22 protein-coding genes are annotated in these 23,099 nt (G+C 66.7%); 8 read left to right on the top strand and 14 right to left on the bottom strand.

Features of this window, described 5'->3' with window-relative positions; translation table 11 throughout:
• Positions 1–11: 11 nt before the first annotated feature.
• Positions 12–509 (top strand): Dps family protein, encoded by a 498-nt coding sequence (locus KBY88_RS11740; protein WP_254940123.1) that lies wholly within the window; start codon positions 12–14, stop codon positions 507–509.
• A gap of 41 nt (positions 510–550) precedes the next feature.
• On the top strand, positions 551–2,230 hold the full coding sequence (gene pyrG / locus KBY88_RS11745) for a CTP synthase (protein ID WP_254940124.1): 1,680 nt from the start codon (positions 551–553) through the stop codon (positions 2,228–2,230).
• A 9-nt stretch (positions 2,231–2,239) separates the two neighbouring features.
• Here the strand turns inward: pyrG and KBY88_RS11750 are convergent, their stop codons facing one another.
• Genes KBY88_RS11750 through KBY88_RS11760 form a run of 3 tightly spaced genes read right to left on the bottom strand, consistent with a single transcriptional unit; the run spans position 2,240 to position 7,121 of the window.
• The gene (locus KBY88_RS11750) at positions 2,240–3,403 is read right to left on the bottom strand and encodes an HlyD family secretion protein (protein WP_254940125.1); all 1,164 of its coding nucleotides are present in this window, start codon (positions 3,401–3,403) and stop codon (positions 2,240–2,242) included.
• Entirely contained in the window at positions 3,403–6,354 is a 2,952-nt protein-coding gene (locus KBY88_RS11755; protein ID WP_254940126.1) for an ABC transporter transmembrane domain-containing protein, read from the bottom strand. Before KBY88_RS11755 ends, KBY88_RS11750 begins: the two co-directional genes overlap by 1 nt.
• On the bottom strand, positions 6,351–7,121 hold the full coding sequence (locus tag KBY88_RS11760) for a peptidylprolyl isomerase (RefSeq protein WP_254940127.1): 771 nt from the start codon (positions 7,119–7,121) through the stop codon (positions 6,351–6,353). The genes KBY88_RS11755 and KBY88_RS11760 overlap by 4 nt, the downstream gene beginning before the upstream one ends.
• Before the next feature lie 107 nt (positions 7,122–7,228).
• Here KBY88_RS11760 and KBY88_RS11765 point away from each other — a divergent pair, with 107 nt between their 5' ends.
• Entirely contained in the window at positions 7,229–7,891 is a 663-nt protein-coding gene (locus KBY88_RS11765) for a 7-carboxy-7-deazaguanine synthase QueE (RefSeq protein ID WP_254940128.1), read from the top strand.
• Between the two features lie 31 nt (positions 7,892–7,922).
• Here the strand turns inward: KBY88_RS11765 and KBY88_RS11770 are convergent, their stop codons facing one another.
• Positions 7,923–8,495, bottom strand: a complete 573-nt coding sequence (locus KBY88_RS11770) for an ecotin (RefSeq protein ID WP_254940129.1) — start codon at positions 8,493–8,495, stop codon at positions 7,923–7,925.
• Positions 8,496–8,548: 53 nt separating this feature from the next.
• On the opposite strand from KBY88_RS11770, the gene queC reads away from it, so the two are divergent.
• The 3 genes from queC to KBY88_RS11785 are packed head-to-tail and all read left to right on the top strand — an operon-like array spanning position 8,549 to position 11,447.
• A complete protein-coding gene (queC, locus tag KBY88_RS11775) occupies positions 8,549–9,244 on the top strand; it encodes a 7-cyano-7-deazaguanine synthase QueC (RefSeq protein ID WP_254940130.1) in 696 nt (231 codons plus the stop codon).
• Between the two features lie 35 nt (positions 9,245–9,279).
• On the top strand, positions 9,280–10,590 hold the full coding sequence (locus tag KBY88_RS11780) for an anthranilate synthase component I family protein (protein ID WP_254940131.1): 1,311 nt from the start codon (positions 9,280–9,282) through the stop codon (positions 10,588–10,590).
• Positions 10,587–11,447, top strand: coding sequence for an aminotransferase class IV (locus KBY88_RS11785; protein ID WP_254940132.1), 861 nt, complete (start codon positions 10,587–10,589; stop codon positions 11,445–11,447). The genes KBY88_RS11780 and KBY88_RS11785 overlap by 4 nt, the downstream gene beginning before the upstream one ends.
• Before the next feature lie 120 nt (positions 11,448–11,567).
• Here KBY88_RS11785 and KBY88_RS11790 read toward each other — a convergent pair whose 3' ends face one another.
• From KBY88_RS11790 to ureE, 9 genes are all read right to left on the bottom strand, one after another.
• Positions 11,568–11,702, bottom strand: coding sequence for a hypothetical protein (locus tag KBY88_RS11790; protein ID WP_254940133.1), 135 nt, complete (start codon positions 11,700–11,702; stop codon positions 11,568–11,570).
• A 765-nt stretch (positions 11,703–12,467) separates the two neighbouring features.
• Positions 12,468–13,211 (bottom strand): urea ABC transporter ATP-binding subunit UrtE, encoded by a 744-nt coding sequence (urtE, locus tag KBY88_RS11795; RefSeq protein ID WP_254940134.1) that lies wholly within the window; start codon positions 13,209–13,211, stop codon positions 12,468–12,470.
• The gene (urtD, locus tag KBY88_RS11800; protein WP_254940135.1) at positions 13,208–13,990 is read right to left on the bottom strand and encodes an urea ABC transporter ATP-binding protein UrtD; all 783 of its coding nucleotides are present in this window, start codon (positions 13,988–13,990) and stop codon (positions 13,208–13,210) included. The genes urtE and urtD overlap by 4 nt, the downstream gene beginning before the upstream one ends.
• The gene (gene urtC, locus KBY88_RS11805; RefSeq protein ID WP_254940136.1) at positions 13,987–15,144 is read right to left on the bottom strand and encodes an urea ABC transporter permease subunit UrtC; all 1,158 of its coding nucleotides are present in this window, start codon (positions 15,142–15,144) and stop codon (positions 13,987–13,989) included. Before urtC ends, urtD begins: the two co-directional genes overlap by 4 nt.
• 3 nt (positions 15,145–15,147) lie before the next feature.
• A complete protein-coding gene (locus KBY88_RS11810) occupies positions 15,148–16,305 on the bottom strand; it encodes an ABC transporter permease (RefSeq protein ID WP_254940137.1) in 1,158 nt (385 codons plus the stop codon).
• A 103-nt stretch (positions 16,306–16,408) separates the two neighbouring features.
• Positions 16,409–17,719: an urea ABC transporter substrate-binding protein gene (gene urtA, locus KBY88_RS11815; protein WP_254940138.1), complete on the bottom strand. Its 1,311-nt coding sequence runs from the start codon at positions 17,717–17,719 to the stop codon at positions 16,409–16,411.
• Positions 17,720–17,858: 139 nt separating this feature from the next.
• Entirely contained in the window at positions 17,859–18,458 is a 600-nt protein-coding gene (gene ureG, locus KBY88_RS11820; protein WP_254940139.1) for an urease accessory protein UreG, read from the bottom strand.
• Positions 18,459–19,127, bottom strand: a complete 669-nt coding sequence (locus tag KBY88_RS11825) for an urease accessory protein UreF (RefSeq protein WP_254940145.1) — start codon at positions 19,125–19,127, stop codon at positions 18,459–18,461.
• A gap of 2 nt (positions 19,128–19,129) precedes the next feature.
• Positions 19,130–19,648, bottom strand: coding sequence for an urease accessory protein UreE (gene ureE, locus KBY88_RS11830; protein WP_254940140.1), 519 nt, complete (start codon positions 19,646–19,648; stop codon positions 19,130–19,132).
• Positions 19,649–19,783: 135 nt separating this feature from the next.
• On the opposite strand from ureE, the gene KBY88_RS11835 reads away from it, so the two are divergent.
• Positions 19,784–20,701, top strand: coding sequence for an urease accessory protein UreD (locus KBY88_RS11835; RefSeq protein WP_396103047.1), 918 nt, complete (start codon positions 19,784–19,786; stop codon positions 20,699–20,701).
• Between the two features lie 531 nt (positions 20,702–21,232).
• Here KBY88_RS11835 and KBY88_RS11840 read toward each other — a convergent pair.
• Positions 21,233–21,685: a transposase gene (locus KBY88_RS11840; protein WP_254940141.1), complete on the bottom strand. Its 453-nt coding sequence runs from the start codon at positions 21,683–21,685 to the stop codon at positions 21,233–21,235.
• A gap of 342 nt (positions 21,686–22,027) precedes the next feature.
• On the opposite strand from KBY88_RS11840, the gene KBY88_RS11845 reads away from it, so the two are divergent.
• Positions 22,028–23,099, top strand: a 1,072-nt coding sequence (locus KBY88_RS11845; protein ID WP_514130640.1) for a DUF7035 domain-containing protein, incomplete at its 3' end; no start/stop codon positions are given.

The following is a 23,099-nucleotide window of genomic DNA, read 5'->3' on the forward strand; positions in this document are numbered from 1 at the left end:
AGCCTTCACCCATGGCCCACGCCCCCAGCCTTACGGCCCCCTTGATCGACATCGGCATCCCCGAGGCCCAGCGCCAGGCGATCGTCGGGGGCCTGGGCTGCCTGCTGGCCGACAGCTACGTGCTCTACGGACAGACCCACGGCTTCCACTGGAACGTCACCGGGCCGATGTTCAACACCCTCCACCTGATGTTCATGGACCAGTACACGGAGCTGTGGACGGCCCTGGACGTGATCGCCGAGCGCATCCGTGCCCTGGGCTTCCCCGCCCCCTTCGGCGGCGCCCGCTTCGCGGCCCTGGCCTCGATCAGCGAAACAGAGGGCGTGCCCGCCGCCCTGGAGATGGTGCACGAGCTGGTCAAGGGCCACGAGGCGGTGGCGCGCACGGCCCGTGGCGTCTTCGCCACGGCGGCGGAAGCCAACGACCAGCCCACCGCCGATCTGCTCACCCAACGGCTGCAGATCCACGAGAAAACCGCCTGGATGCTGCGCAGCCTGCTGGAGGCCTGAGGCTGGCAGCCCCCGTAGATTGGGTGGTCCCTGAGGTGACCATGGCCAGCCCCGCCTCCGCCCGCAGCCACGCCGCCAAGTTCGTGTTCGTCACCGGCGGGGTGGTCTCCAGCATCGGCAAGGGCATCGTGGCCGCCAGCCTGGGCCGGCTGCTCAAATCCCGGGGCTACAGCGTCTCGATCCTCAAGCTCGATCCCTACCTGAACGTGGATCCGGGCACGATGAGCCCCTACCAGCACGGGGAAGTGTTCGTCACCCAGGACGGCGCCGAAACCGACCTGGACCTGGGCCATTACGAACGCTTCACCGACACGGCGATGTCACGGCTCAACAGCGTGACCACCGGCTCGATCTACCAGGCGGTGATCAACAAGGAACGGCGGGGCGACTACAACGGCGGCACGGTGCAGGTGATCCCCCACATCACCGGGGAGATCCGCGAGCGCATCCACCGGGTGGCGGCCAACAGCGGCGCCGATGTGGTGATCACCGAGATCGGCGGCACCGTCGGCGACATCGAATCGCTGCCGTTTCTGGAGGCGATCCGGGAGTTCCGCGGTGATGTGGGCCGCCACGACCTGGCCTACGTGCATGTCACCCTGTTGCCGTTCATCGGCACCTCCGGCGAACTCAAGACCAAACCCACCCAGCACTCGGTCAAGGAGCTGCGCTCGATCGGCATCCAACCCGATGTGCTGGTGTGCCGCAGCGACCGCACCATCACCAGTGAGCTCAAGGCCAAGATCGGCGGCTTCTGCGGCGTGCCCAGCGGCGCCGTGATCCAGGCCCTCGATGCCGACAGCATCTACGCCGTCCCCCTGGCGATGGAAAGCGAAGGGCTCTGCCGCCAGGTGCTGGAGGTGCTCGGGCTGGAAGACCACGAAAGCGACATGGCCCGCTGGGCCGAGCTGGTGCGCAAGCTCCGCAACCCCGGCCCGGCGGTGAAGGTGGCCCTGGTCGGCAAGTACGTGCAGCTCAACGACGCCTACCTCTCGGTGGTGGAGGCCCTGCGCCACGCCTGCCTCGACCGCGATGCCTCCCTTGATCTGCACTGGATCTGCGCCGAGCAGATCGAAACCCAGGGGGCCGACACCCTGCTGCGGGGCATGGATGCGGTGGTGGTGCCGGGTGGTTTCGGCCACCGCGGCGTCGATGGCAAGGTGGCGGCGATCCGCTGGGCCCGGGAGCAGCGGGTTCCCTTCCTGGGGCTCTGCCTGGGCATGCAGTGCGCCGTGATCGAGTGGGCGCGCAACCAGGCGGGGCTGGAGGGGGCCACCAGCGCCGAGCTCAACCCCGAAAGCCCGCACCCCGTGATCCACCTGCTGCCCGAACAGCAGGACGTGGTGGACCTGGGGGGCACCATGCGCCTGGGGGTCTACCCCTGCCGCCTTGTGGGCGGCACCCTGGGCCAGAAGCTCTACGGCGAGCAGGTGGTCTACGAGCGCCACCGCCACCGTTACGAGTTCAACAACGCCTACCGCAGCCTGTTCCTGGAGTCGGGCTACGACATCAGCGGTACGTCCCCCGATGGGCGCCTGGTGGAGCTGATCGAACTCAAGGACCACCCCTTCTTCACGGCCTGTCAGTACCACCCGGAGTTCCTCTCCCGCCCCGGCCGGCCCCACCCCCTGTTCCGCGGCCTGATCGAGGCCGCCCAGCTGCGCCTTCCCTCCTCCCCCGAGGAAGCGTTCGCCCGCCGTGGCGCGGCGCGGGAAGCCTGATGGGGCCGGCTAAATCTGCTTGAGCGCGTCGGTCTTGTCCTTGAAGTCAGCGAGCAACAGCTGCAGGTAAGTCACCTTGCGCAGCTTGATGTTGGCGGTCAGGGACATGCCCACCTGGAGGGGCAACAGCTGACCGTTCCTGAGCTTCAAGGTTTGAGTCGAAAGCTGGATCTGGGCGGGGAAGCGGTAGGTCTGCTTGAGCTGATCGGGGGGCAGGGCGTCGGAGCCGATCTCCTTGACCGATCCCTCGATCACCCCGAAATCGGAGGAAGGAAACGAATCGATGCTGATCTCCGCCGGCTTGCCGACCCGCACGAAGCCGATCTTGTCACTGGGGATCTCCACCTTCGCCAGCAGATTGGAGTAGGGCACGATCTTCATGATCGGCTCGCTCCCCTGGGCCACGAAGCCCGGCCCCGTGGGCTTGAGATCGAAGACCACCCCATCCACCGGTGAGCGGATGTCCTGGTAACGGATGTTCACCCGCAGTTCGGTGAGCTTGCTGCGCAGATCGGCCAGCTCACCCTTGAGCTGCTCGATCGCCTGCTCGACGATGGCGCTCTGGCGCAGGCGGTCCACCCGGGTCTTGTCGATGTCTCCCTGCACCTCCTTGACCTTGTTGCGCTGCTGGAGGTATTGCAATTCGGCCGAAGCCCCCTGCTTCTTGAGCGATTCCAGGCGATCGAGGATCTCCTGCTCCAGGTCGCGGTTGCGGCTGAGCACCACTTGCTCTGTGTCGTTGAGGTTGAGGTAGCGCGCCAGCTCCACCGACTTGAGCCGCAGCTGCTCCTCCTTGGCCGTGATGGTCTTGAGCAGGCTGCGCTGGCGATCGAGGGTGGCCTCGTTGTCGAGGCGCAGCAGCACCTGGCCACGCTTCACGCGCTCACCATCGTTGACCAGCATCGTGTCGAGCACACCACCCACGGGCATCTGCACGATCTTGACGTTGCCGATCGGCTCCAATTTGCCGGGGGCCACCACCACCTCCTCCGTCTTGGCCAGGGCCAGCCAGGCCAGCGCCAGGCCGGTGCAACCGATCAGGGTCCAGGTGAGAGTACGGGCGAGAAAGCGCGACTGCTGCAGCGCCAGCTCCTCATGGCTGCGCTGGGCCCGCCGTTCGATGGCACTCTGGGCGGCGCGCACGAGGGCACCGGGTTTGTTGGGGCGGGCCATCAGTCGTCCTCCTGCTGCTGAACCAGGGCGTAGTAACGGCCCCGCTGGGCCATCAATTCATCGTGGGTACCCGTCTCGGCCACGGCGCCCTCGTGGAGCATCACGATCCGGTCCACCCGCCGGATCGTGGAGAGCCGGTGGGTGATGAAGAACACCGTGGCGTGCTTGACGTTCTCGATCAGGTTGTCGAACACCTGGCGCTCGGTGGCGTAATCCAGGGCGCTGGTGGCCTCATCGAGCACCAGCAGCTTGGGACGGCTCAGCAAGGTGCGGGCCAGGGCGATGCGCTGGCGCTGCCCCCCCGAGAGGCTCGCCCCCCTCTCGCCCACGTTGGTGCTGTAGCCAGCCGACAATTCCATGATGAAATCGTGGGCACAGGCCAGCCGAGCCGCCGCCACGATCGCGTCACTGGTGGCATCCGGATCGGTGAGGGCGATGTTCTCGGCCACGCTGCCGGAGAACAACAGCGGATCCTGGGGCACGATGCCGATCTGGCGCCGGAGCGAATACAGCTCGACTTTGTCGATGTCGTGGCCATCAATCAGGATCCGGCCGCTCTGGGGGGAATAGAGGCGCGAGAGCAGCTTGGTGAGCGTGCTCTTGCCACTGCCGCTCTGACCCACCACCCCCACGAAGGTGCCGGCAGGAATCGACAGATCGATGTGGCTGAGCACCGCAGGGGTGCCGCTCTGGAAGCTGAAGCTCACATCATCGAAGCGGATCGCCCCGTCGATCGGGGGCAGGGGGATCTTCTGCTTGTCGGCCTCATCGGATTCCTCCGGTGTGTCGACCACATCCGCCAACCGCTCGAAGGACACCTTCAGCTCCTGGATCGTCTGCCAGATCGAGGAGAGCCGCAGCAAGGGCTGGGTGACGTAGCCGCTGATGATCCGGAAGGCGATCAACTGACCCAGGGTGAGCTCCCCTTTGAGGACCAAGGTGGTGCCCACCCAGAGCACCAGCAGCTGGGAGAGCTTCTGCAGCACCTGGCTGGTCTCGTTGAGGGCCGTGCCCGTAATCGTCTTCTCAAAGCTGCGGGCGATGTACTTGGCATAGAGGTCCTGCCACTTCCAGCGGCTGATCATCTCCACGTTCTGGGCCTTCACGGTCTGGATGCCGCCGAGCACCTCCACCAGGTGGCTCTGGGTGCGCGCGTTTTCCTGGGCCGCGTCGCGGTACTGGCGCCGGAACAGGGGTGCCCCGAGCACCGTGAGCAGCACCTGGATCGGCACCACGCAGAGGGCAATCAGGGTGAGCAGCCAGCTGTAGAACACCATCACCACGATGTAGATGACGGAGAAAGCCGCATCGAGGAGGGTGGTGAGCGCCTGGCCAGTGAGGAAGTTGCGGATCTTCTCGAGCTCGGCGATGCGTGTCCCCAGTTCCCCCACCGGGCGGCGATCGAAGTAGCCCAGGGGCAGCCGCAAGAGGTGATCGATCACCTCGGCGCCGAGGCGCATGTCAAGGCGGTTGGTGGTTTCAGTGAACAGGAACGTGCGCAGGGAACCGATCACCCCCTCCATCAAAGTGACCACCACCAGGGCAAAGCCGAGCACCTGCAGGGTGTCGAGGCTGCGCTGGTTGATCACCTTGTCGATGATCACCTGGATCAGCAGGGGGTTGGCCAGGCTGAACAGCTGAACAACGAACGAGGCCAGCAGCACCTGGAAGAGGATGCCGCGGTAACGACTGAGGGCAGGCCAGAACCAGCTGAAGCCGAACGTCTGCTCCGGTGTGGCGCTGCTGCGCTCCACCAAAAGCAGGTCGATGCCCTCAGGGAAGGCCTCCGCCAGGCGAGCGGGCGGCAACTCCACCCAACCCTCCCGGGGCGAGGCCAGCAGCAGGCCGCGGGCGTTGCTGGAGCGCACCAGGGCGAAGCCCCCCTGCCAGGGGATCAGGGCCGGGGTCATCAGTCGCGTGCCCTGGGAAGCCGGCACGCGCACCCCGCTCACGTGCAGGCCCATCATCGCGGCCAGGTTGCCGCAGAGCTGCAGGTCGGGGGTCTGGCCGCGACGGAGGGCATCGCGAAGGATCTTCTCGATCGCATCGCGGCGGAAGGGCAGCCGCAGCTCCGTCGCCAGCATCTGAAAGCAGGCGAGGGTCTCTTCCAGCGGGCCATTGCCGCGCAGGAGCCGGAAAACGGGGCGATCCCGCTGGCCCAGATCCAGGCCGGAGGCCAGGGGCGGGCCGGCGAGATCGGAGGAACCGGCGGCCACCAGGGCCGATCCCTCCCCATCCAGCAGCTCGGCCTCGAGCACGGGCGTCGTCCCGATCTCCGCCTCCAGTGCCCTGGGCAGGGCGATCAAACGGGGGGGGAGCGGCGGCAGGGTCTCGGGGACCCCGGCGCTGGGATCCAGGCGACTGCCGATCGGATGGCGCTCGATGTTGTTGCTGGATACCAGCAGCACCTGATCGTCACTCAACAGCGCCAGCACCTCTTGGCTGGGGGCCAGCAGCCGGGCCTCGGGCCGGATCCGCTCGAACTGCTCCAGCAGGGTGAGGCGGACCTGGGGGTGCTGGCGGCGCAGCTCCTGGAGCAGGGCCACCAGTTCGGCGCTGAACAGCTGGGCGGCGCACCAGGCAGCAAAGCTGGGTTCGCCCTGCAGCAGCTGCAGCACCAGGGCATCCGAGAGGGAAGCGGCCACCAGATCGTCGGCGGCGCTCACGTCCTCGCAGGGAGCCGCCCGGAGCAGGGAGGCCAGTCCGACGAAATCACCCGGACGCAGCTTGGTGAGCGTGAGCAGGCGGCCGTCATCACGGACCAGCAGCCGCGCCTCCCCCTCCAGCAGCAGCAGGATCGCGCTGGGAATCAGCCCTGAGCTGGAGAGGGGCTGACCCAGGGCATAGCGGCTCAGCTGGGCCTGGCCCTCCAACAGGGCGCGGCCTGCGGGGGAGAGCTGGGCGAAGGCTGGGTGGGCCAGAAGGGCCGCCAAGAAAGGGGCCTGGGTCATCGCACCCGGGGGGTTGCGGCCGGCGGGTGCGCGGCGGCTTTCGGTTCAGACGTCCCCTCCTGGGCGAGACGCTTCAGTCGCAGCAGCACCTGCTCCTCCGCCCATTCCTCCAGCAGTTCCGCCGCCATCTGGCGGCGGGTGGCCTCATCGAGACTGGCGTCGGTCTGGCTCTCGAGCCGCACCACCAACCACCAGGACTCCACCTGGAACGGTTCAAGCACCACTCCCACCGCGGCACTACGCAACCGCTCCACCAGGTGCGGGTGGGCCTGGGCCAGGGGAACGGGGCCGACGATGCCGCGGGACTCCTTCTCAGGCCCCTGGGAATAGCGCACCGCCAGGTCGCTGAACTCGGCTTCCCCTTCGGCGATGCGCAGGTACAGCTCCCGTGCCAGCCCAGGATCCTGCACGCGCAGCAGGCTGTAGACGAGGCGATCGAGCTGGGGCTTGCGGCTCAGGAAACGGGCGCCCGCACGGGCCAGGAAACGAGCCTCTAGGGCCTTCTGGAGCCGATAAGGCTGCTCGGCCGACACCCGCAGATCGGCTTCATGGAGCAGATTGGCGTCCAGGAAACCGGCCAGAGCCTCCGGTTGCTCCAGCCCCCGCTCCTTGCGAAAGGAGGCGAAACAGGCCCTGGCTTCCGGATCCGGCAAGGGGAAGTCCGCCGCCAGCTCAGCAAGCGCCTGCTGCTTGAGCAGGGGGCGCAACAGGTTGTGGCGGGCCAGCTGGGAGACCACGGCGGGCGTCAGCCACAGGTCTGAGGACAAACCACCAAGGCAGGATTGGACCAAGGTTATGTGCCGGTTGCTGTGCGAACGGTTCTTGACGGATCGGTTGGATAGGGTTCCTTCAGCCAACGTGCGCACGAGGCCAAGTGGACGGGCCCCAGGGGGCGGACCTTCCGGTGGTGGAAACCTTCCACTCCCTCCAGGGGGAGGGCCTCCACACCGGCCGCAGTGCCTTCTTCATCCGGCTGGGGGGGTGCAAGGTGGGGTGCCCTTGGTGTGACACCAAGCACTCCTGGCCCGAGGCGGTCCATCCCCGGCGCCGCCTGGAAGCCCTGGCGGCAGAAGCCTCGGAAGCTGGCCGCGCCGGTGCCGGTTTCGTGGTGATCACCGGCGGAGAGCCGTTGCACCACGATCTGACGGACCTCTGCGAAGCCCTGGGGGCCGCCGCCCTGCCCTTGCACCTGGAAACCAGCGGCGTCGATCCCCTCAGGGGGCGTTTCGACTGGATCAGCCTGTCGCCCAAGGTCCATCAGCCCCCCACCGAGGCCTTGCTGGCCACCTGTGATGAGCTCAAGGTGGTGATCCACGGCCCGGAGGATCTGGCGTTCGCTGAAGCGATGGCCGCCGCCGCCCGGGCCGCTCGCTCCTCCGGCACCGACGAGACGGGCGCTGGGGCCACCGGCCCGCACCTGCTGCTGCAGCCTGGCTGGGACTCCCCTGAGGGGGAATCCCTGGCGATCGCCCACGTGCGCCACCATCCCGCCTGGCGCCTCAGCCTGCAGAGCCACAAGTGGCTGGGGGTCCGCTGAGGCGCCCCGACCAGCCGGCGCCGCTGGGGTCTCAGAGCTGGCGGGCGCTGCGGCTCTCCCTCTCCGCCTTCCAGATCCGCCAACGCAACTCGTAGCCCCTGGGCGTGTAGACGACGATCGGCAGGCTGGCGTTATAGGGCACCACGAAAGGCTTGCTGCCGGCGACCACGAACTGGGGCGTGGGGGGTTCGCCGGGGGGGCAGCCCTTGCGGGTGGAAAGCATCGGACCCACATCCTTCAACCGGAACAGGGTGTAGCCCCAGCCGGGGATCGTTTCGGGCTTGAGCTTGCCGCCGAGGCGGTGCAGGTTGCAGTCGACAGGCACGGTCTTGCCGACGATCAGCTGCACGCGCCAATCGGCTGGATCGGGGGAAAGGGACGGATCCCTGGTGGGGGGCAGCAGACCCGGCAGCTGGATCACCCAGCGCAGCTCGTCGGCCGCCGGCGCCGGATAGGGCCTGAGATCCAGCCGGGGTATCGCCTGGGCGGACCGCACGGCCGAGAACGCCAGGGCTGTCAGCAGCGCCCCCAGGGCCAGGGGCGCCGCCAACGACCTCCCATGGCTCAGCCGGCCCTGGTCACCCCCCGCGTTTGCTCCGGCCATCGCTCCATGGATCCAACTGCCATGATCATGGCCGCCACCAGCCCCCAGAGCCGTTGGCTTCTGCGTTTTCCGCTTCCGGCGCCACGGCCGTGGTCCTGCTCTCCGGCGGCCTGGATTCAGCCACGGCCGCTGCCCTGGCGATCGAGGCCGGTCAGCGGGTGATTGGTCTTTCCTTCGACTACGGCCAGCGCCACCGCCGCGAGCTGGAGGCCGCCCGGGCCCTGGCCGCTCACCTTGGCCTGGCGGACCACCTCACGATCGCCGTGAACCTGGCGGCCTGGGGCGGCTCCTCCCTCACCGATGGCTCCCTGGCGGTGCCCACGGAGGGTGTGGAGACAGGGGTGATCCCCTCCACCTACGTGCCCGGCCGCAACACGGTGTTCATCGCCCTGGGGCTGAGCCTGGCGGAGGCGCGCGGCGCCCGGCGGCTGGTGCTGGGGGTGAACGCCGTCGACTATTCCGGCTACCCCGATTGCCGGCCCGACTACCTGGAGGCATGTCAGACCCTGGCGGATCTGTCCTCCAGGGCGGGGCGTGAAGGCCGGGGCATCCAGCTCTGGGCGCCGTTGATCCACTCGAGCAAAACCGAGATCGTGCGCGAGGCCCTGCGGCTGGGGGTGCCGATCGAGGCCACCTGGAGCTGCTACGCCGGTGGCACTGAGCCCTGTGGCGTCTGCGACAGTTGCCGCATCCGCGACGCCGCCCTGGTCGAAGCGGGGCGCCCGGATCTGGCCAGCCAACGGCCGTGAGGCGGGAGCTTTCCTGGCGGGATCCCTGGGCTCTGGTGGCGGCCCTGGCGAACGCCTTGGGACGCGACGGACTGGTGTGGCTCGATGGAGAGGAGCCCCCCGCCGGGGGCTCCGGCGCCGAAGCGTTCAGGCCGGGATTGAGGGCGCGCAGCTGTGTGGGCTTGGCCCCTCTGGAAACCTTGAGCTGCCGGGGCCTGCCGGGGGAACCCGGCGCCCTCGATCCCTTCGAGGCCCTCCAGCGCATGGAGCAGTCCGGTCGCCATTGGCTGGGCTGGCTGGGCTACGAGGCGGGGGCCTGGGTGGAACCAGGCGCGCACTGGCAGCGTCCGGCGATGGCCACCCTCTGGGCCGGCCGCTATGACCCCCTGCTGCACATCGACCTGCAGGCGAGGAGGCTGTGGCTGGAGGGCAGCTCCCCCGAGCGGCTGGACGCCTTCGTCGCCGTGGTCGAGGCCCTTACCGAGAAGGCTGAGGTGGTTCCCCTCGCCGATCCGGCACCGATCCCGGCGGCGGCCTGGCATTGGCACACCGACGCCAACGGCTTCGCCGCCCAGGTGGCACAGCTGCTGAGCTGGATCGCCTCCGGCGATCTGTTCCAGGCCAACCTCACCGCCTGCTGCGAGACCACCCTGGCGGCCCCCCCCGACCCCCTGGCCCTCTATGGGCGCCTGCGGCGCTCCTGCCCGGCCCCGTTCTCGGGTCTGGCGATCGCCAGCGGCGCGGCCAGGGGGGAGGCGGTGCTCTCCGCATCGCCGGAGCGCTTCCTGCAGCTGGGCGCTGATCGCCTGGTGGAAACCCGGCCGATCAAGGGCACCCGCCCCCGACAGGGCGACCCCGACGCCGATGCCCGGGAGGCCGCCGAACTGATCACGAGCCCCAAGGACCGCGCCGAGAACGTGATGATCGTGGATCTGCTGCGCAACGACCTCGGACGGGTGTGTGTGCCGGGCTCGATCAACGTGCCCCAGTTGGTGGGGCTGGAGAGTTACCGCCAGGTGCACCACCTCACCTCGGTGGTGGAGGGACGGCTGCGGCCGGGGCTGGGGGTGGTGGACTTGCTCAAGGCCAGCTGGCCGGGGGGCTCGATCACCGGCGCCCCCAAGGTGCGGGCCTGCAGACGCCTGAACGATCTGGAACCCGTGCCCCGAGGGCCCTACTGCGGCTCGCTCTTTCACCTGGCGCCCGGCGGGTGCTTCGATGCCAGCATCTTGATCCGCAGCCTGCTGATCAATGGCCGCCAGCTGCGGGTCCATGCCGGCTGCGGCATCGTGGCGGATTCGGACCCGGCCGGGGAAGCCGAAGAGATGGGCTGGAAGATCCGGCCATTGTTGGAGGCGCTGGCATGAACCCGATCGCCTGGATCGGCGATCCCTCTGGAGGTCCCCTCACAGGACAGTGGGGGGAGCCCGGTGCCCTGGGCCTGCCGCTGAATGACCGGGGACTCAGCCTCGCTGATGGCCTGTTCGAAACCGTCCTGGTGGAGGACCGGGAACCCCTGCTGCTGGCGGAACACCTGGAGCGCTGGCGGCAATCTGCCGAATGGCTCGCGCTGCCTCCCCCACCCGGGGCCGATCAGGTGCGGGCCTTGCTGGCGGAAGCCCTGCGGCGCCGTGGCCACGCTGACGGTGCCCTGCGGCTGAACGGGAGCCGGGGGGCGGCCGACGGCCGCGGCATCGAGCTGCCCAGCACTGCCGCCGAATCCGCGCGACCCGCAGAAACCGCCTCGCGCTTCTGGCTGCAGTTCAACCCCGGCGTGGCCCAGTTCACGCCGGTGCCGGTGCTGATCAGCCGCCTGGAGCGCCGTAATGCCTCCAGCCTGGTGAGCCGTTGCAAGACCTTCGCCTACGGACAGGCGATCCAGGCCCGCCGGGAAGCGCGAGCCGCCGGCGCCGGGGACGCCCTGCTGCTGAGCACCGCCGGCGGCCTCAGCTGCGGCACCACCGCCAACGTGCTGATCCAACGCAACGGCAACTGGTGGACACCCCCCCTTGCCAGCGGCTGCCTGGCCGGGGTGATGCGCGGCCGGGCCCTGGCCCTGGGGCTGGCCGCAGAAATGGACCTCAGAACAGACGATCTGGTCAACGCTGATGCCGCCCTACTGATCAACAGCCTCGGCTGCCGACCGATCACGGCCGTGGACGGGGTGCCGCTGAACGGCCCGGGCGCAACGGAAGCAGAAGCCTTCTGGCGCCGCTTGCTCTAGCTCCAACCGGGCCTCGATCCGCCAAGGCAGGACCCAGGTCGTTCAACCCCCGCATCCCTCCCGTCAGCCGTTCCAAACACTCGCGCGCCCAAACGGGAGCCGATCGCGGGGCGCCCTGCGCTAGCGGCCAATGGGACGGCGGGCAATAGAGAGGGCATGGACGCCGGGGCGGGGCTTGAGGATCGGGTCATCGGTAGCCTCCATGCCCTCGACGAACAGCAACCGGTCATCAACGAGGCTCTTCAGTGGCGGCACCCCTCTGGGGGCTGGCGGCATTGAGGGTGAGTGGGCCCACCGTTCACGGGCCTGCATTCGCTGGGCCAGGCCGCGCTGGGGATCATTGTCCACGTCTCCGGGCGGCCCGGTTGAGCAGGACGTTGGGCCCAGCGCAGGTGAGCCCTTCGGCCGAGAAGCGCTGCTCGCCATCGCGGGGCTCAAACGCCCAGCGCACCAGGGTGGAGCGACCGAAGCCGTTGATGAAGCGGAAGGCATGCGGCCGTAGGAGGCCGCTGTGGCGAAGCCCCCCGGCGGATTGTTGGCCGCCAGGAACGCCGCCTGGGCCTGACTGTCGGGGTCAGGCCCAGGCGCTGACCACCCCTACGCCGTGGAGCTGGAACCGGAGGCCGGGGCCCCGGGAGATCCCAGTGGTGTCCGGTGCCTTGGGTTGGTCGCCCGCGAGGGAGAAGCGCGCCTCCAGGGGGATCGGCAGACCGGAGCAGAGGAAGCCAGAGGGAGTACCAGGCCGCCCGGGCCATGGCCACGAAACGGCCCGCGGATTGAGGTGGCCTTGGTGTGGTTGCGGCGCTGGGGGGGTGATCGCGAAGCTGAGCTTGAACGTGTCGATGGGCTGGGTGGGCCCGATCGCCGAGGCCGGAAGGCCGGCCCGGCCCCCCTCGGCAGGGCATCGATCGGCGAACCCATGCCATCCGAAGACGGCACCTACGGTCCCGACCGAACCAGGTGCCTCTGGCCCCAAGGGTTCTGGGCGGGGTTGGCCGCCTGGCAGGACCCAAGGCTGGCTCAGACGCTCAAGAAGCGATCGATCACCGCCTTGCTCAGTTCGCCCGTGGGCCCGCTGGCCACCACACCACCCTTCTGCATCGCGTAGTACCAATCGGCCTGGCGCACGAAGTGCAGGTGTTGCTCCACCAGCAGCACACTGATGCCGGTGGTCTTGATGATCCGCTGCACCGCCCGCTCGATGTCGAGCACCACCGATGGTTGAATGCCTTCGGTGGGCTCATCCAGCAGCAGCAGTTTGGGCTTGCCCAGCAGGGCCCGGGCAATCGCCAGCTGCTGCTGCTGGCCACCACTGAGGTCGCCGCCACGGCGGCCCAGGAACTTCTCAAGGATCGGGAACAACTCGTAGACCAACGGATCAATGTGGCGGTTGCGAGCCAGGCCGCCCGGCAGGGCCTCGAGCCCCAGCAAGAGGTTTTCACGCACCGTGAGCTGGGGGATGATCTCCCGCCCCTGGGGCACGTAGCCGATGCCACTGCGGGCGCGGCGATGGGGTGGGAGAGCCGAGAGATTGCGATCCTCCAGCTCGACCACGCCACTGCGTTGGCGCAAAAGGCCGATGACGGTTTTCAGCAGGGTGGTCTTACCGACGCCATTGCGGCCGATCAGGCAGACCATCTGCCCAGATTTCACGCTGAGGTCGACGTTACGCAGGATATGGCTCTCGCCGTAGTAGACATTGAGGCCGCGCACCTGCAAGAGTGAGGTGGCGACTGGAGTCGGGGGAGCCTGGAGGGTGGTCATGCGCTGGCCTCGTCATCGCTTTCATTGCCCAGATAAACCTCAATCACCTTGGGATCGTTCTGCACCTGATCCATCCGCCCCTCACAGAGCACATGGCCCTCATGCAGCACCGTGACCTGGGAATCGAGATCGCGGATGAACTCCATGTCGTGCTCGATCACCAGCACCGTGTGGTCCCCGGAGAGCTGCTTGAGCAGATCGGCGGTGCGATGGGTCTCCTCGTCTGTGAGGCCGGCCACGGGCTCATCCACCAGCAGCAGATCAGGATCCTGGGCCACCAGCATGGCGATCTCCAGCCACTGCTTCTGGCCATGGGAGAGGCCCCCGGCCGGCAGGTGGGCATGGGCCTCCAGACCCACCACCGCCAGGAGCTGCTGCACCTTGTCGCGATCCTTGGACTCGAGAGCACCGAACAGCAGTTCGATCGGGCCGTTGCGCTTGGCCACCGCCAGCTCGAGGTTGCGCCGGGGCGTGAGGTTCTGGTAGACGCGGGGCGTCTGGAACTTGCGGCCAATCCCGAGCCGAGCAATCTTGTGCTCCGGCGTGCCCACCAAGGATTGCCCTCGGAAGAACACATCGCCCTTGGTGGGCTTCACCTTGCCGGTGATCACATCAAGGAAGGTGGTCTTGCCGGCGCCGTTGGGGCCGATCACGGCACGCAACTCACCCGGGGCCAGCTGCAGGTTGAGGTCGTTGAGGGCCCAGAAGCCATCGAAGCTGACGCTCACCGAGCGCAGCTCAAGCAGGGGCCTCACGCCGGTGGAGGGGGGGGCGCTCATGATTCGGCTCGTTGGGCGGGTGGTGGGGTGAGCTCGGCAGCCTCTGCCTGCACCGCAGGATCAAGATCCAAGGCCGGGTAGGTGGGCACCACGGGGGGCCAGCCCACCATCGCCTGGAGCTGACGGGGACCGCCCTGACGCCACCAGCCCACCAGGCCATCCGGCAAGGCCGTGACCACCAGCAGGAACAGACCCCCCTGGATGAACAACCAGGTTTCGGGCAAGGCCTCACTCACCAGACTCTTGGCGTAGTTGATCAGAACGGCACCGAGGATGGCGCCAATCAAGGTGCCACGACCACCGACCGCCACCCAGATCACCATCTCAATCGAGAACGGCACAGCCATGAACTGGGGGCTGACGATGCCGGACTGAACCGTGTAGAGGGCACCGCTGACGCCCGCCATGGCCCCGGCCACCGCGAAGACCACGGTCTTGTAGGCGGTTGGGTTGTAACCGGTGAAACGCAACCGGGGTTCGTCATCACGAATGGCCACCAGCGCATCACCGAAACGCCCACTGGTGAGCCAGCGGCAGAGGAACCAGGCGGCGACCACCAGCAGCACCGTGACCCAGAACAGCCAGCGCTGCATGGCATCGCTACCGACCAGCTCACCGAAGATTCGGGCCGTGTCGGTCTTGAGGCCGTTGGTGCCATTGATCAGCTTCTGCTGGCCATTGAAGAAGTTGAAGAAGACCAGCAGCGCCGCCTGGGTGAGGATCGAGAAGTAGACCCCTTTGATCCGGTTGCGGAAGACCAGAAAGCCGAGCACCCCTGCCACGAGGGCAGGGATCACCCAGATGGCGAGGAAGGTGAACAGCGGTGAGGTGAAGGGCTGCCAGAAGGACGGCAACTCCTTGACGCCATAGAGACCAAAAAACTCCGGCAATTGGCCGGGCTCGAGGCTGTCGAGCTGCAGGTACATACCAATGGCATAGCCGCCGATGGCGAAGAAGATCCCCTGGCCGAGGCTGAGCAAGCCGGTGAAGCCCCAGATCAGATCAATCCCCAGGGCAACAATGCCCAGGGAGAGAAAGCGGCCGAGCAAGTTGAGCCGAAAGGGGGGCAACACCACCGGCAGGATCAGGGTCGCCGCGACGATCAGCACCCAGGGCAAGGCCCTACGCCAGAGGGGTTGAGCGGAGGAGGTCATCGCTCAGGCCTCCACCAGACGGCCCTTGGGCGGGAAGATGCCCGCCGGGCGGAACTGCAGGAACACCACAATGATCGCGAACACCAGCACCTTGGCCATGGACGTCGTGGCAAAGAAGGTGATCAGCTCATTGAGGCCACTGGGCATCGCTGGCCAGAGCAGCAGCAGGGAGCCCGAGCCGATCAGATAGCTGAGCACGCCGATGCCCAGGGCTGCCACCACGGTGCCCATCAACTTGCCGACGCCGCCGAGCACAACGACCATGAAGCAATCGACGATGTAGTTGCCTCCAAGGTTTGGTCCCACGGAACCCAGCAGGGTGACCGCGACGCCCGCCACGCCGGCCAGACCGGAACCCACCAGAAAGGTCAGGGCATCAACTTTCTCAGTGGGGATGCCAAGACAATCGCTCATCGGCCGGTTCTGGGTGACCGAGCGGATGCGAATGCCCCAGACACTCTTCTGCAGAAACCAGGTGACAGCCACCAGGGAGACAATGGTGAGGGCGATGATGAACAACCGGGCGGTGGGCATGTTCACAGCCCCTAGGTCGATCGAACCCCGCAGCCAGGTGGGGGCTGTCACATCGAGATTGCGGGCGCTGAACCAGGGTTCATCGAGGGCCCGCTGTTGGCCGAGAACTGCCGCCATGGCAATACCAACCAGGCCGGAAACAATCCAGTTACCCACGGCGAGAATCGGCGTCCAGCGCTGCTGCCACCAGGCCCTGGGGGTCAAGCGGGGCAGCACCAAGCCGAGGACCACCGCCAGCACCAGGCCGATGGCGAAGGCACCGGACACCGAGCGCACGAACTGCTGCAGGATCAGGCTCACCCCCCAGGTCGCCAGCAGGGTTTCCAAAGGCCGTCCATAGAGCCTGCGGATCACCGTCTTCTCCAGCAGCAGACCGGCCAGGCCACTGACCAGAAAGGCGATCGGAATGGACACCAGGATGTAGATCGGGAAGAGCCCCTCAGGCAACGAAGCCTTGAAGATGTTCTGCACCACATAGGTGGTGTAGGCACCGATCATCATCAACTCTCCATGGGCCATGTTGATGACACCCATGAGCCCAAAAACCACGGCCAGCCCCAGGGCGGCAAGCACAAGAACGGAGCCGATGGCCAGACCGTTGAACAGTGTTTCGTAGAGAAGGTCCATGGCGTCCCGGCGGAACCGGGCAAAGGGAACAATCAACAGATATGGGCAGGTACGAAAAGAGGGGAGATTCCTCTCCCCTCCGAGGTTGATGGCCTGACGGCGATCACATCTTGAACTTGCCGGCGTCGGGACGCTTCTGGGTCCAATCGCAGGTGTAACCCTTGGTTTCAGGCACGAACTGGTTCCAGGCCAGCGGTTTGACGATGCCCTGGTTCTCGATGATCTTGAACATGCCGTCTTTCTGGACTTCACCAATCATCACCAGTTCGGTGGTGTGGTGGTTGGGTTGAACTTCGATCGGGCCCTGGGGGGCGTCGAAGGTCACACCAATCAAGGCCTCACGAACCTTTTTGTTGTCGACACTGTTGGCCTTCTCGGCGCCCTTGGCCCAGAGGTAGACCATGTTGTATGCGGATTCAGCCGGATCGTTGGTGACCCGCTTGTCGCCGTACTTGGCCTTGAAGTCGGCGGTGAACTTCTTGGAGGCAGGGGTATCGAGGCTCTGGAAGAAGTTCCAGGCGGCATAGGTGCCTTCAAGGTACTCAGGGCCGATGGCAGCGACTTCTTCTTCCGCGATCGAGAAGCTCATGATCGCATAGCCGTTGGCTGGGGTGATCCCTGCAGCCTTCATCTGCTTGAAGAAGGCCACGTTGCTGTCGCCGTTGAGGGTGTTGACGATCACACCGCCCTTGGGCAGAGCCTGTTTGATCTTGGCAATGATCGGTGCCACCTCGGTGTTGCCGAGGGGCAGGTAATCCTCACCCACCAGGTTGCCGCCCTCGGCCTTGAGCTGCTCCTTCATGATCGTGTTGGCAGTACGTGGGTACACGTAGTCAGAACCCACCAGGAAGAAGTCCTTGCCTTTGTTCTTCAGCAGCCAGGACACAGCAGGCTCAGCCTGCTGATTGGGAGTGGCTCCGCTGTAGAAAATGTTCTTGGAGCATTCCTGACCTTCGTACTGAATCGGGTAGAAAAGGAAATGATCCTTGGCCTCAAAGACAGGCAGCATCGCCTTGCGGCTGGCGGAGGTCCAGCCGCCGAAGACGACGTCGACCTTGTCTTGGTCAATAAGCTTCTTCGCTTTCTCGGCAAAGGTGGGCCAATCGGAGGCTCCGTCTTCCTCGACGGGGACGATCTTCAGTTTCTTGCCGTCGATCTTGACACCACCGGCTTTATTGATCTCCTCGATCGCCATCAGTTCGGCTTCGGCCACCGTGTTCTCGGAGATGGCCATGGTGCCGGAGCGGGAATGCAGGATCCCGACCTTCACTTCACCGTCGAAGCCGCCGCCGCCGTCGGAAGCCATCTTGTCTCCGCCGCCGCCGCCACAGGCCACGAGGGTCAGTGAGGTGGCCAGCGCGGTGGCGCCGCCCAGCAGACGAAAGGCCGTCTTCTGCGTCGAGGTGGGCTTCATGGGGCAAAACTCCTTGGGATGATCCGCCTGCCAGCGGTGACAAGGAATGTATTGACGGGCACCTGGGACGACCGGTAGCGAATCACACCGTTTGGCCAACCCATGGGCGCCCTGTCACAGATCCCAAGCCAAGAGAGCGTCAACTTGGTAGCTGTTGCAACAGAAATTTCTCCACTTGTTCGAGTCCCTCGCCCGAGCGCAGGTTGGTGAAGCACCAGGGCAAGCCGGGCCGCATGCGCTCGGTGTCCCGTTCCATCACCTCCAGGGACGCGCCCACCATCGGGGCCAGATCGACCTTGTTGATCACCAGCAGATCGGAGCGCGTGATGCCTGGCCCGCCCTTACGGGGGATCTTGTCGCCAGCGGCCACATCAATCACATAGATGCACAGGTCGACGAGCTCAGGGCTGAAGCTGGCGGCCAGGTTGTCGCCGCCGCTTTCCACCAGCACCAGATCAAGTTCGGGGAACGCCTGCTCCAGTTCCTCCACCGCCGCCCGGTTGATCGAACAGTCCTCACGGATCGCCGTGTGGGGGCAGCCACCCGTCTCCACCCCCCGGATGCGCTCGGGAGCCAGGGCGCCGGCGCGGGTGAGGAACTGGGCGTCTTCCTGGGTGTAGATGTCGTTGGTCACCACCGCCAGTTCCAGCCGCTCCCGCAGCGAGCGGCAGAGGGCTTCCACCAGGGCCGTCTTGCCGGAACCCACGGGCCCGGCCACCCCCACGCGCAAGCGACTCATCTAACTGCGGAACAGACGGGAATAGAGCTCAGCATGGTGCAGCTGAGCCAGGGCCGCGCCGACCCCGCCGCTCCAAAGGGCGCGGGGGTCGGCGCCCACCAGCTCCCGGGCGCGGCGCTCCAGCAACGGCCCCAGGCGCAACTGCAGCGCCTGGCCCGAGGTGGCCCCCAGCGGCACCAGGCGCACGGCGGCGCTGATCTGATTCGCCACCCAACCGTGGAGGTAGGCCTCGATCAACTCCAGGGGCTCCAGCTCCAGGCATACCCCTGCCCAGGCCCAGGCGGCGCTCCAGCCCAGGGCACCCCGCACCGGCGGACCCTCAGGCCCCGGCAGGGGCCAGCCCAACTCCGCCAACAACTGCAGGAGCGAGCGCCCCATCTGACGCTGCTGGGCGCGCACCTCCGCCGCCTCGCGCTGGACCAGCAGCCAGCCGTCGAGCTCCCCAGCCGCAGCCAGGTCCCCCCGGGAGAGGGCCGCCATCAACGGAGCCAGGGCCGCGGCCTCGATCGCCACCAGGCCGCGCTCCAGTTCGGCGGTCAGCCAGCCCTCCAGGCCGGCGACCTCAGCCAGCTCACCCCGCTGCACCAGCACCTCCAACCCCTCCGAGTAACTGAAGGCGCCCACCGGCAGGGCCGGACTGACCAGTTGATACAGGCGCAGACGGGCCAGGCTCACGGGTGGCTGTGACCGTGGTGGCTGGGCCCAGCCCCGGCATAGGCGCCCGCCTCCGGCAGAAACGGAGCCTGCAAGCGCTCTACCACCAGGCCCCGCTGGCGCAGCAGGTCTTCGAGCACAGGGTCGACCCCCAGCCGCAACTGATCGGCCCGAACCTCCAGGGGCACATGGCGGTTGCCCAGGTGGTAGGCCGCCTGCAGCAGCGCCAGGGAATCGGCGGCGCGCACCACCAACAACGGTTCGGGGGCCGCCTCCACCAGCACCATCGGGCTGGCGCCCGTCGGGGCCAACCGCTCGCCGGGCTCCAGGGCCGCGCCCCGCGGCAACTGCAGCAGCAGATCCCTCCCGCAGGCGCTCAGGCGATGGCCCCGCAGGCTGGTGCGCTGGTCAGCTTTCAGGGGCAGGCGCAGGGCCGAACCGGCCTCGCCCCCTGCGGCTGGTCCGCTCAGGCGACGCACCAGCACCAGGGGCGCCATGTCTGCGGAGCTGGAAGGGCTGAGGGGGGGATGGGTCATCAAGGAGCGACGGGACGGGCGGGGGAAAGCGCCAAGCTGGCGCCACCCTGACCAGGGGACCGCTCCCATCCTGTAGGTCTCGTTACCGGATCAGGGCCCAAGCGGTCCCACCATCAACCCTGGCCTGCCCCCCGCGTGATCGTCAGCCCGCCCGAGCGAACCACCAGCCCCTGGCGGGCCAGCGCCCAGCTGCGCTTCAGCCGAGCGGCCCCGGGCGGAGCCACGGTGCACCAGGGCGGAGCCACGGCACCGCTCAAGATCCAACGCGCCTTTCGCCAGCAGGATGGTCGCTGCGAGCTGCCGCTGCTGCACACCGCCGGCGGCCTGGTGGGGGGCGATGAACTCGCCATTGAGGCTGAGCTGGCTCCCCAGAGCCAGGCGCTGATCACCAGCGTGGCGGCCCAGAAGGTGTACGGCACAGTGGGACGCTCACGAATCACACCCAAGGGCACCTGGGCCCGGCAAAGGCTGCACTTCGCGCTCGCCGAAGGGGCGGACCTGGAGTGGCTGCCCCAGGAACTGGTGCTGTTTGCCGGCGGCCTGTTCGAGCAGCACAGCCGGGTGGAGCTGGCGGCCGGGGCCAGCTGGCTGGGGGCGGAGGTGGTGCGGCTGGGCCGCAGCGCCGATGGCGAAACCCTCGGATCCGGAGCCTGGCGCTCCTCCCTGGAGATCCGGCGCGAAGGCCGCTGGAGCCTGGTGGACCGGCTGGAGTTGGGGGGGGACAGCCTCTTAGGCCCCCATGGCCTGGCCGGGGCCCCCGTGTTCGGCAGTCTGGTGTGGGCTTCGCCGGAACCGATCAGCGAGGCGCTGCTTGAGGCTTGCCGCACCGACCGCGCCGGACTGGAGGGGGCGATGGCCTGCGGCCGGTTGGATCAGGGGCTTGTGGCCCGCTACCACGGGCCTTCCACCCAGGCGGCCCGCTGGTGGTTCACGCGTCTCTGGGCACGTATTCGCGCCGAGCGCGGTCTGCCGCCGCCCGAATTGCCACGGGTGTGGCCGTTCCAGGAATCCCCCCTGGAGCGAAGCGCCACCACCCCAGCCCCTGGCCCCTAAGCGTGTCGTCCCATCAGGTTGTTCAGCTGACACGGGGGTGTGAGGTCGCCAGGGTCGGAGTGTCACCGCCGTCCCAAGACCTCACACCCCATGCATAGCCACCCACAGGCCCGACTGACACCCGTCAGTCAAGAACTCCTCATTCGGCGGCACCCAATAAAGTCCGAACCGCTCAGAAGGCCTGTCGTATTAGGGCCTCAGAAATCCCTGTGGCACGGTTGTGGCACCAGCAAAGCAAATCCCTGTGCCACGCCACATCGTTTTGCTGAGAGGGGTGTTGGCCAAACGGGCGATGCGCCACCCTCCTCCCCTGGGGAATTTCCAATGGCATGGAAGTTAGGAGTGGGGCACGGCGTCAGGCGACATCGAAAACTTAGCCAGAGGCGACACGAAAACTGAGCCACCTGGCAGCCGATCCAACGAGCAAGTCCCCTGGGGTTGTCCTGGTTCCACTCGGGGTGGAGCGGGCTACGGCAGTGCCGTCAACAGCGGGTGTCGGCTTTGGCGTTGCCTTGAGTGGGCCGGGCTGCATCACGGGCTCTGATCGGCATGGGGGGTGCGATGCAGACGCCGGAGGAGTTGCTGGTGATGCGCCAGCTGCTGGAGCGCGGCTGGAGCAGGCGGCGGATTGCCACGGAATTCACTGATGCAGCTGTAGTCGGGCTGCTGGTTGCCAGTCAGCACCCGGCAAGCGAGCTCTTCGTGGCAGGCGCGCTCGATCCTGCGGGAGGAGACGATGCCCACGCAGTAGGTGTAGAGCAAGAGCATGGTCAACATGCGCGGGTCAAACCCCTTCTCGCCGCGGGGATCCTTGGCCTGAGCAGGGATCAGGATCTCGGAGAGAGCTAGCTCATCCAGCAGATCCAGATCCAGCAGGAAATACATTTGGTGATCTTTTGAGAGCCACTCCCTGGGTGATGGCGGCAGCAGGGTCGTCTGCTCCGGCTGCCAGGGTCGAAAGGATTTGGGCTTCTGCGTGGCCATGTTTATCGGTCAGATCCATTGTAGTCACTGGGATCTGGGCGGATTGACAGGCGTCTGTGAAGAACAGTTGCGTGGATCTACGAGTAACAGCCTCTTAGCGGCTAACGCCCACCGGGGATGACTGGGCTCCCGGGCCTCAGCCCCGGCTCCCTGCTCGGGGAGCATCCGACCACCGGGTCCTCATTCAGTTGCTTCGAGCCAGGCCTGCCCTCTCCGGTAGTAGCAGTAGCGGCCTATGCAATCGAGGCGACTATGCGCAAACCGCATGCCAACTGGGGTAGAGAAATGGCCATCAGATCGGCCTATAAGTGATAAATTTAGAAAAAATTCTTGAATTCCTGTATGGCATCGCCGCTCGAAACCCTGCTCCAGGGCTGGAACGAGCGGCTGGCCGGCTGGGCAGCGGATGGGCCCTTGGCAACCGCCGCACGCCACGCCCTGAACCTGGATGCCGATCCACCACTGCTCCAGGAGCTGGTGGCGCAGTGGGCGTCACGAGATTTCTCAGCCCTCCCACCCATCGTGTTGCTGCCGGCCACCTCCATGCCCGGAGCGGCTGGCGCCTACGCCATCAGTACAGGGACGATCTACCTCAATCAGGACTGGCTGCAGACGGCCACTGAGGAGCGCGTTCAGGCCGTCCTCACCGAGGAACTAGGCCATCACCTCGATGCGCTGCTAAACAGCCGCGATACACCAGGCGATGAGGGTGAACTGTTTGCAGCCAGGCTGCTGGGTGGCGTCACGTCCGCCCAGGAACTCCTCAGGCTGCCCAGCGAAAACGATGCCTTGACCCTGCTGATCAATGGAGCTGCTGTAGCAGCGGAAGCCAGTGCACCCGACACCCTCGCCCCCGTCATTCAGGGCTTCTCCCTCGGCTCCACCAGCCTGGATCCCTCCCTGCCAGGTGGCGCTTATCTCTCCACATCACTCCAGTTCTCTGACAACCTCTCCGGATTTGACTACGGATACCTGAGCTTCCGCTCCACCTCCTCCAGCCAGTCGCGCAGCCTTTACCTCAGTTCATCATCCCTGCAAGGATCCAGGCTCGCTGGTACCGTCTTTGCCTCCGAGAAACTCGACCCCTTCACCGCAGCGGGCACCTGGGAACTCAGCTCCATTGAATTACGGGACTCGGCCGGTAATTCCCTCTACAAATCCAGCGGCTCCTCTGATTGGAATACATTCCTCTCCGCTAACTCCATCACCCAGACCTCATTCCAGGTGGTCTATGGCAACAACCCTGCTCCAGGCACAGGGCCAGACTCACTTGCCCCAGTCATCCAAGGCTTCTCCCTCGGCTCCACCAGCCTGGATCCCTCCCTGCCAGGTGGCGCTTATCTCTCCACATCACTCCAGTTCTCTGACAACCTCTCCGGATTTGACTACGGATACCTGAGCTTCCGCTCCACCT

This window comes from Cyanobium sp. Morenito 9A2 (assembly GCF_024345575.1).
Classification (GTDB): Bacteria; Cyanobacteriota; Cyanobacteriia; order PCC-6307; family Cyanobiaceae; genus ATX-6F1.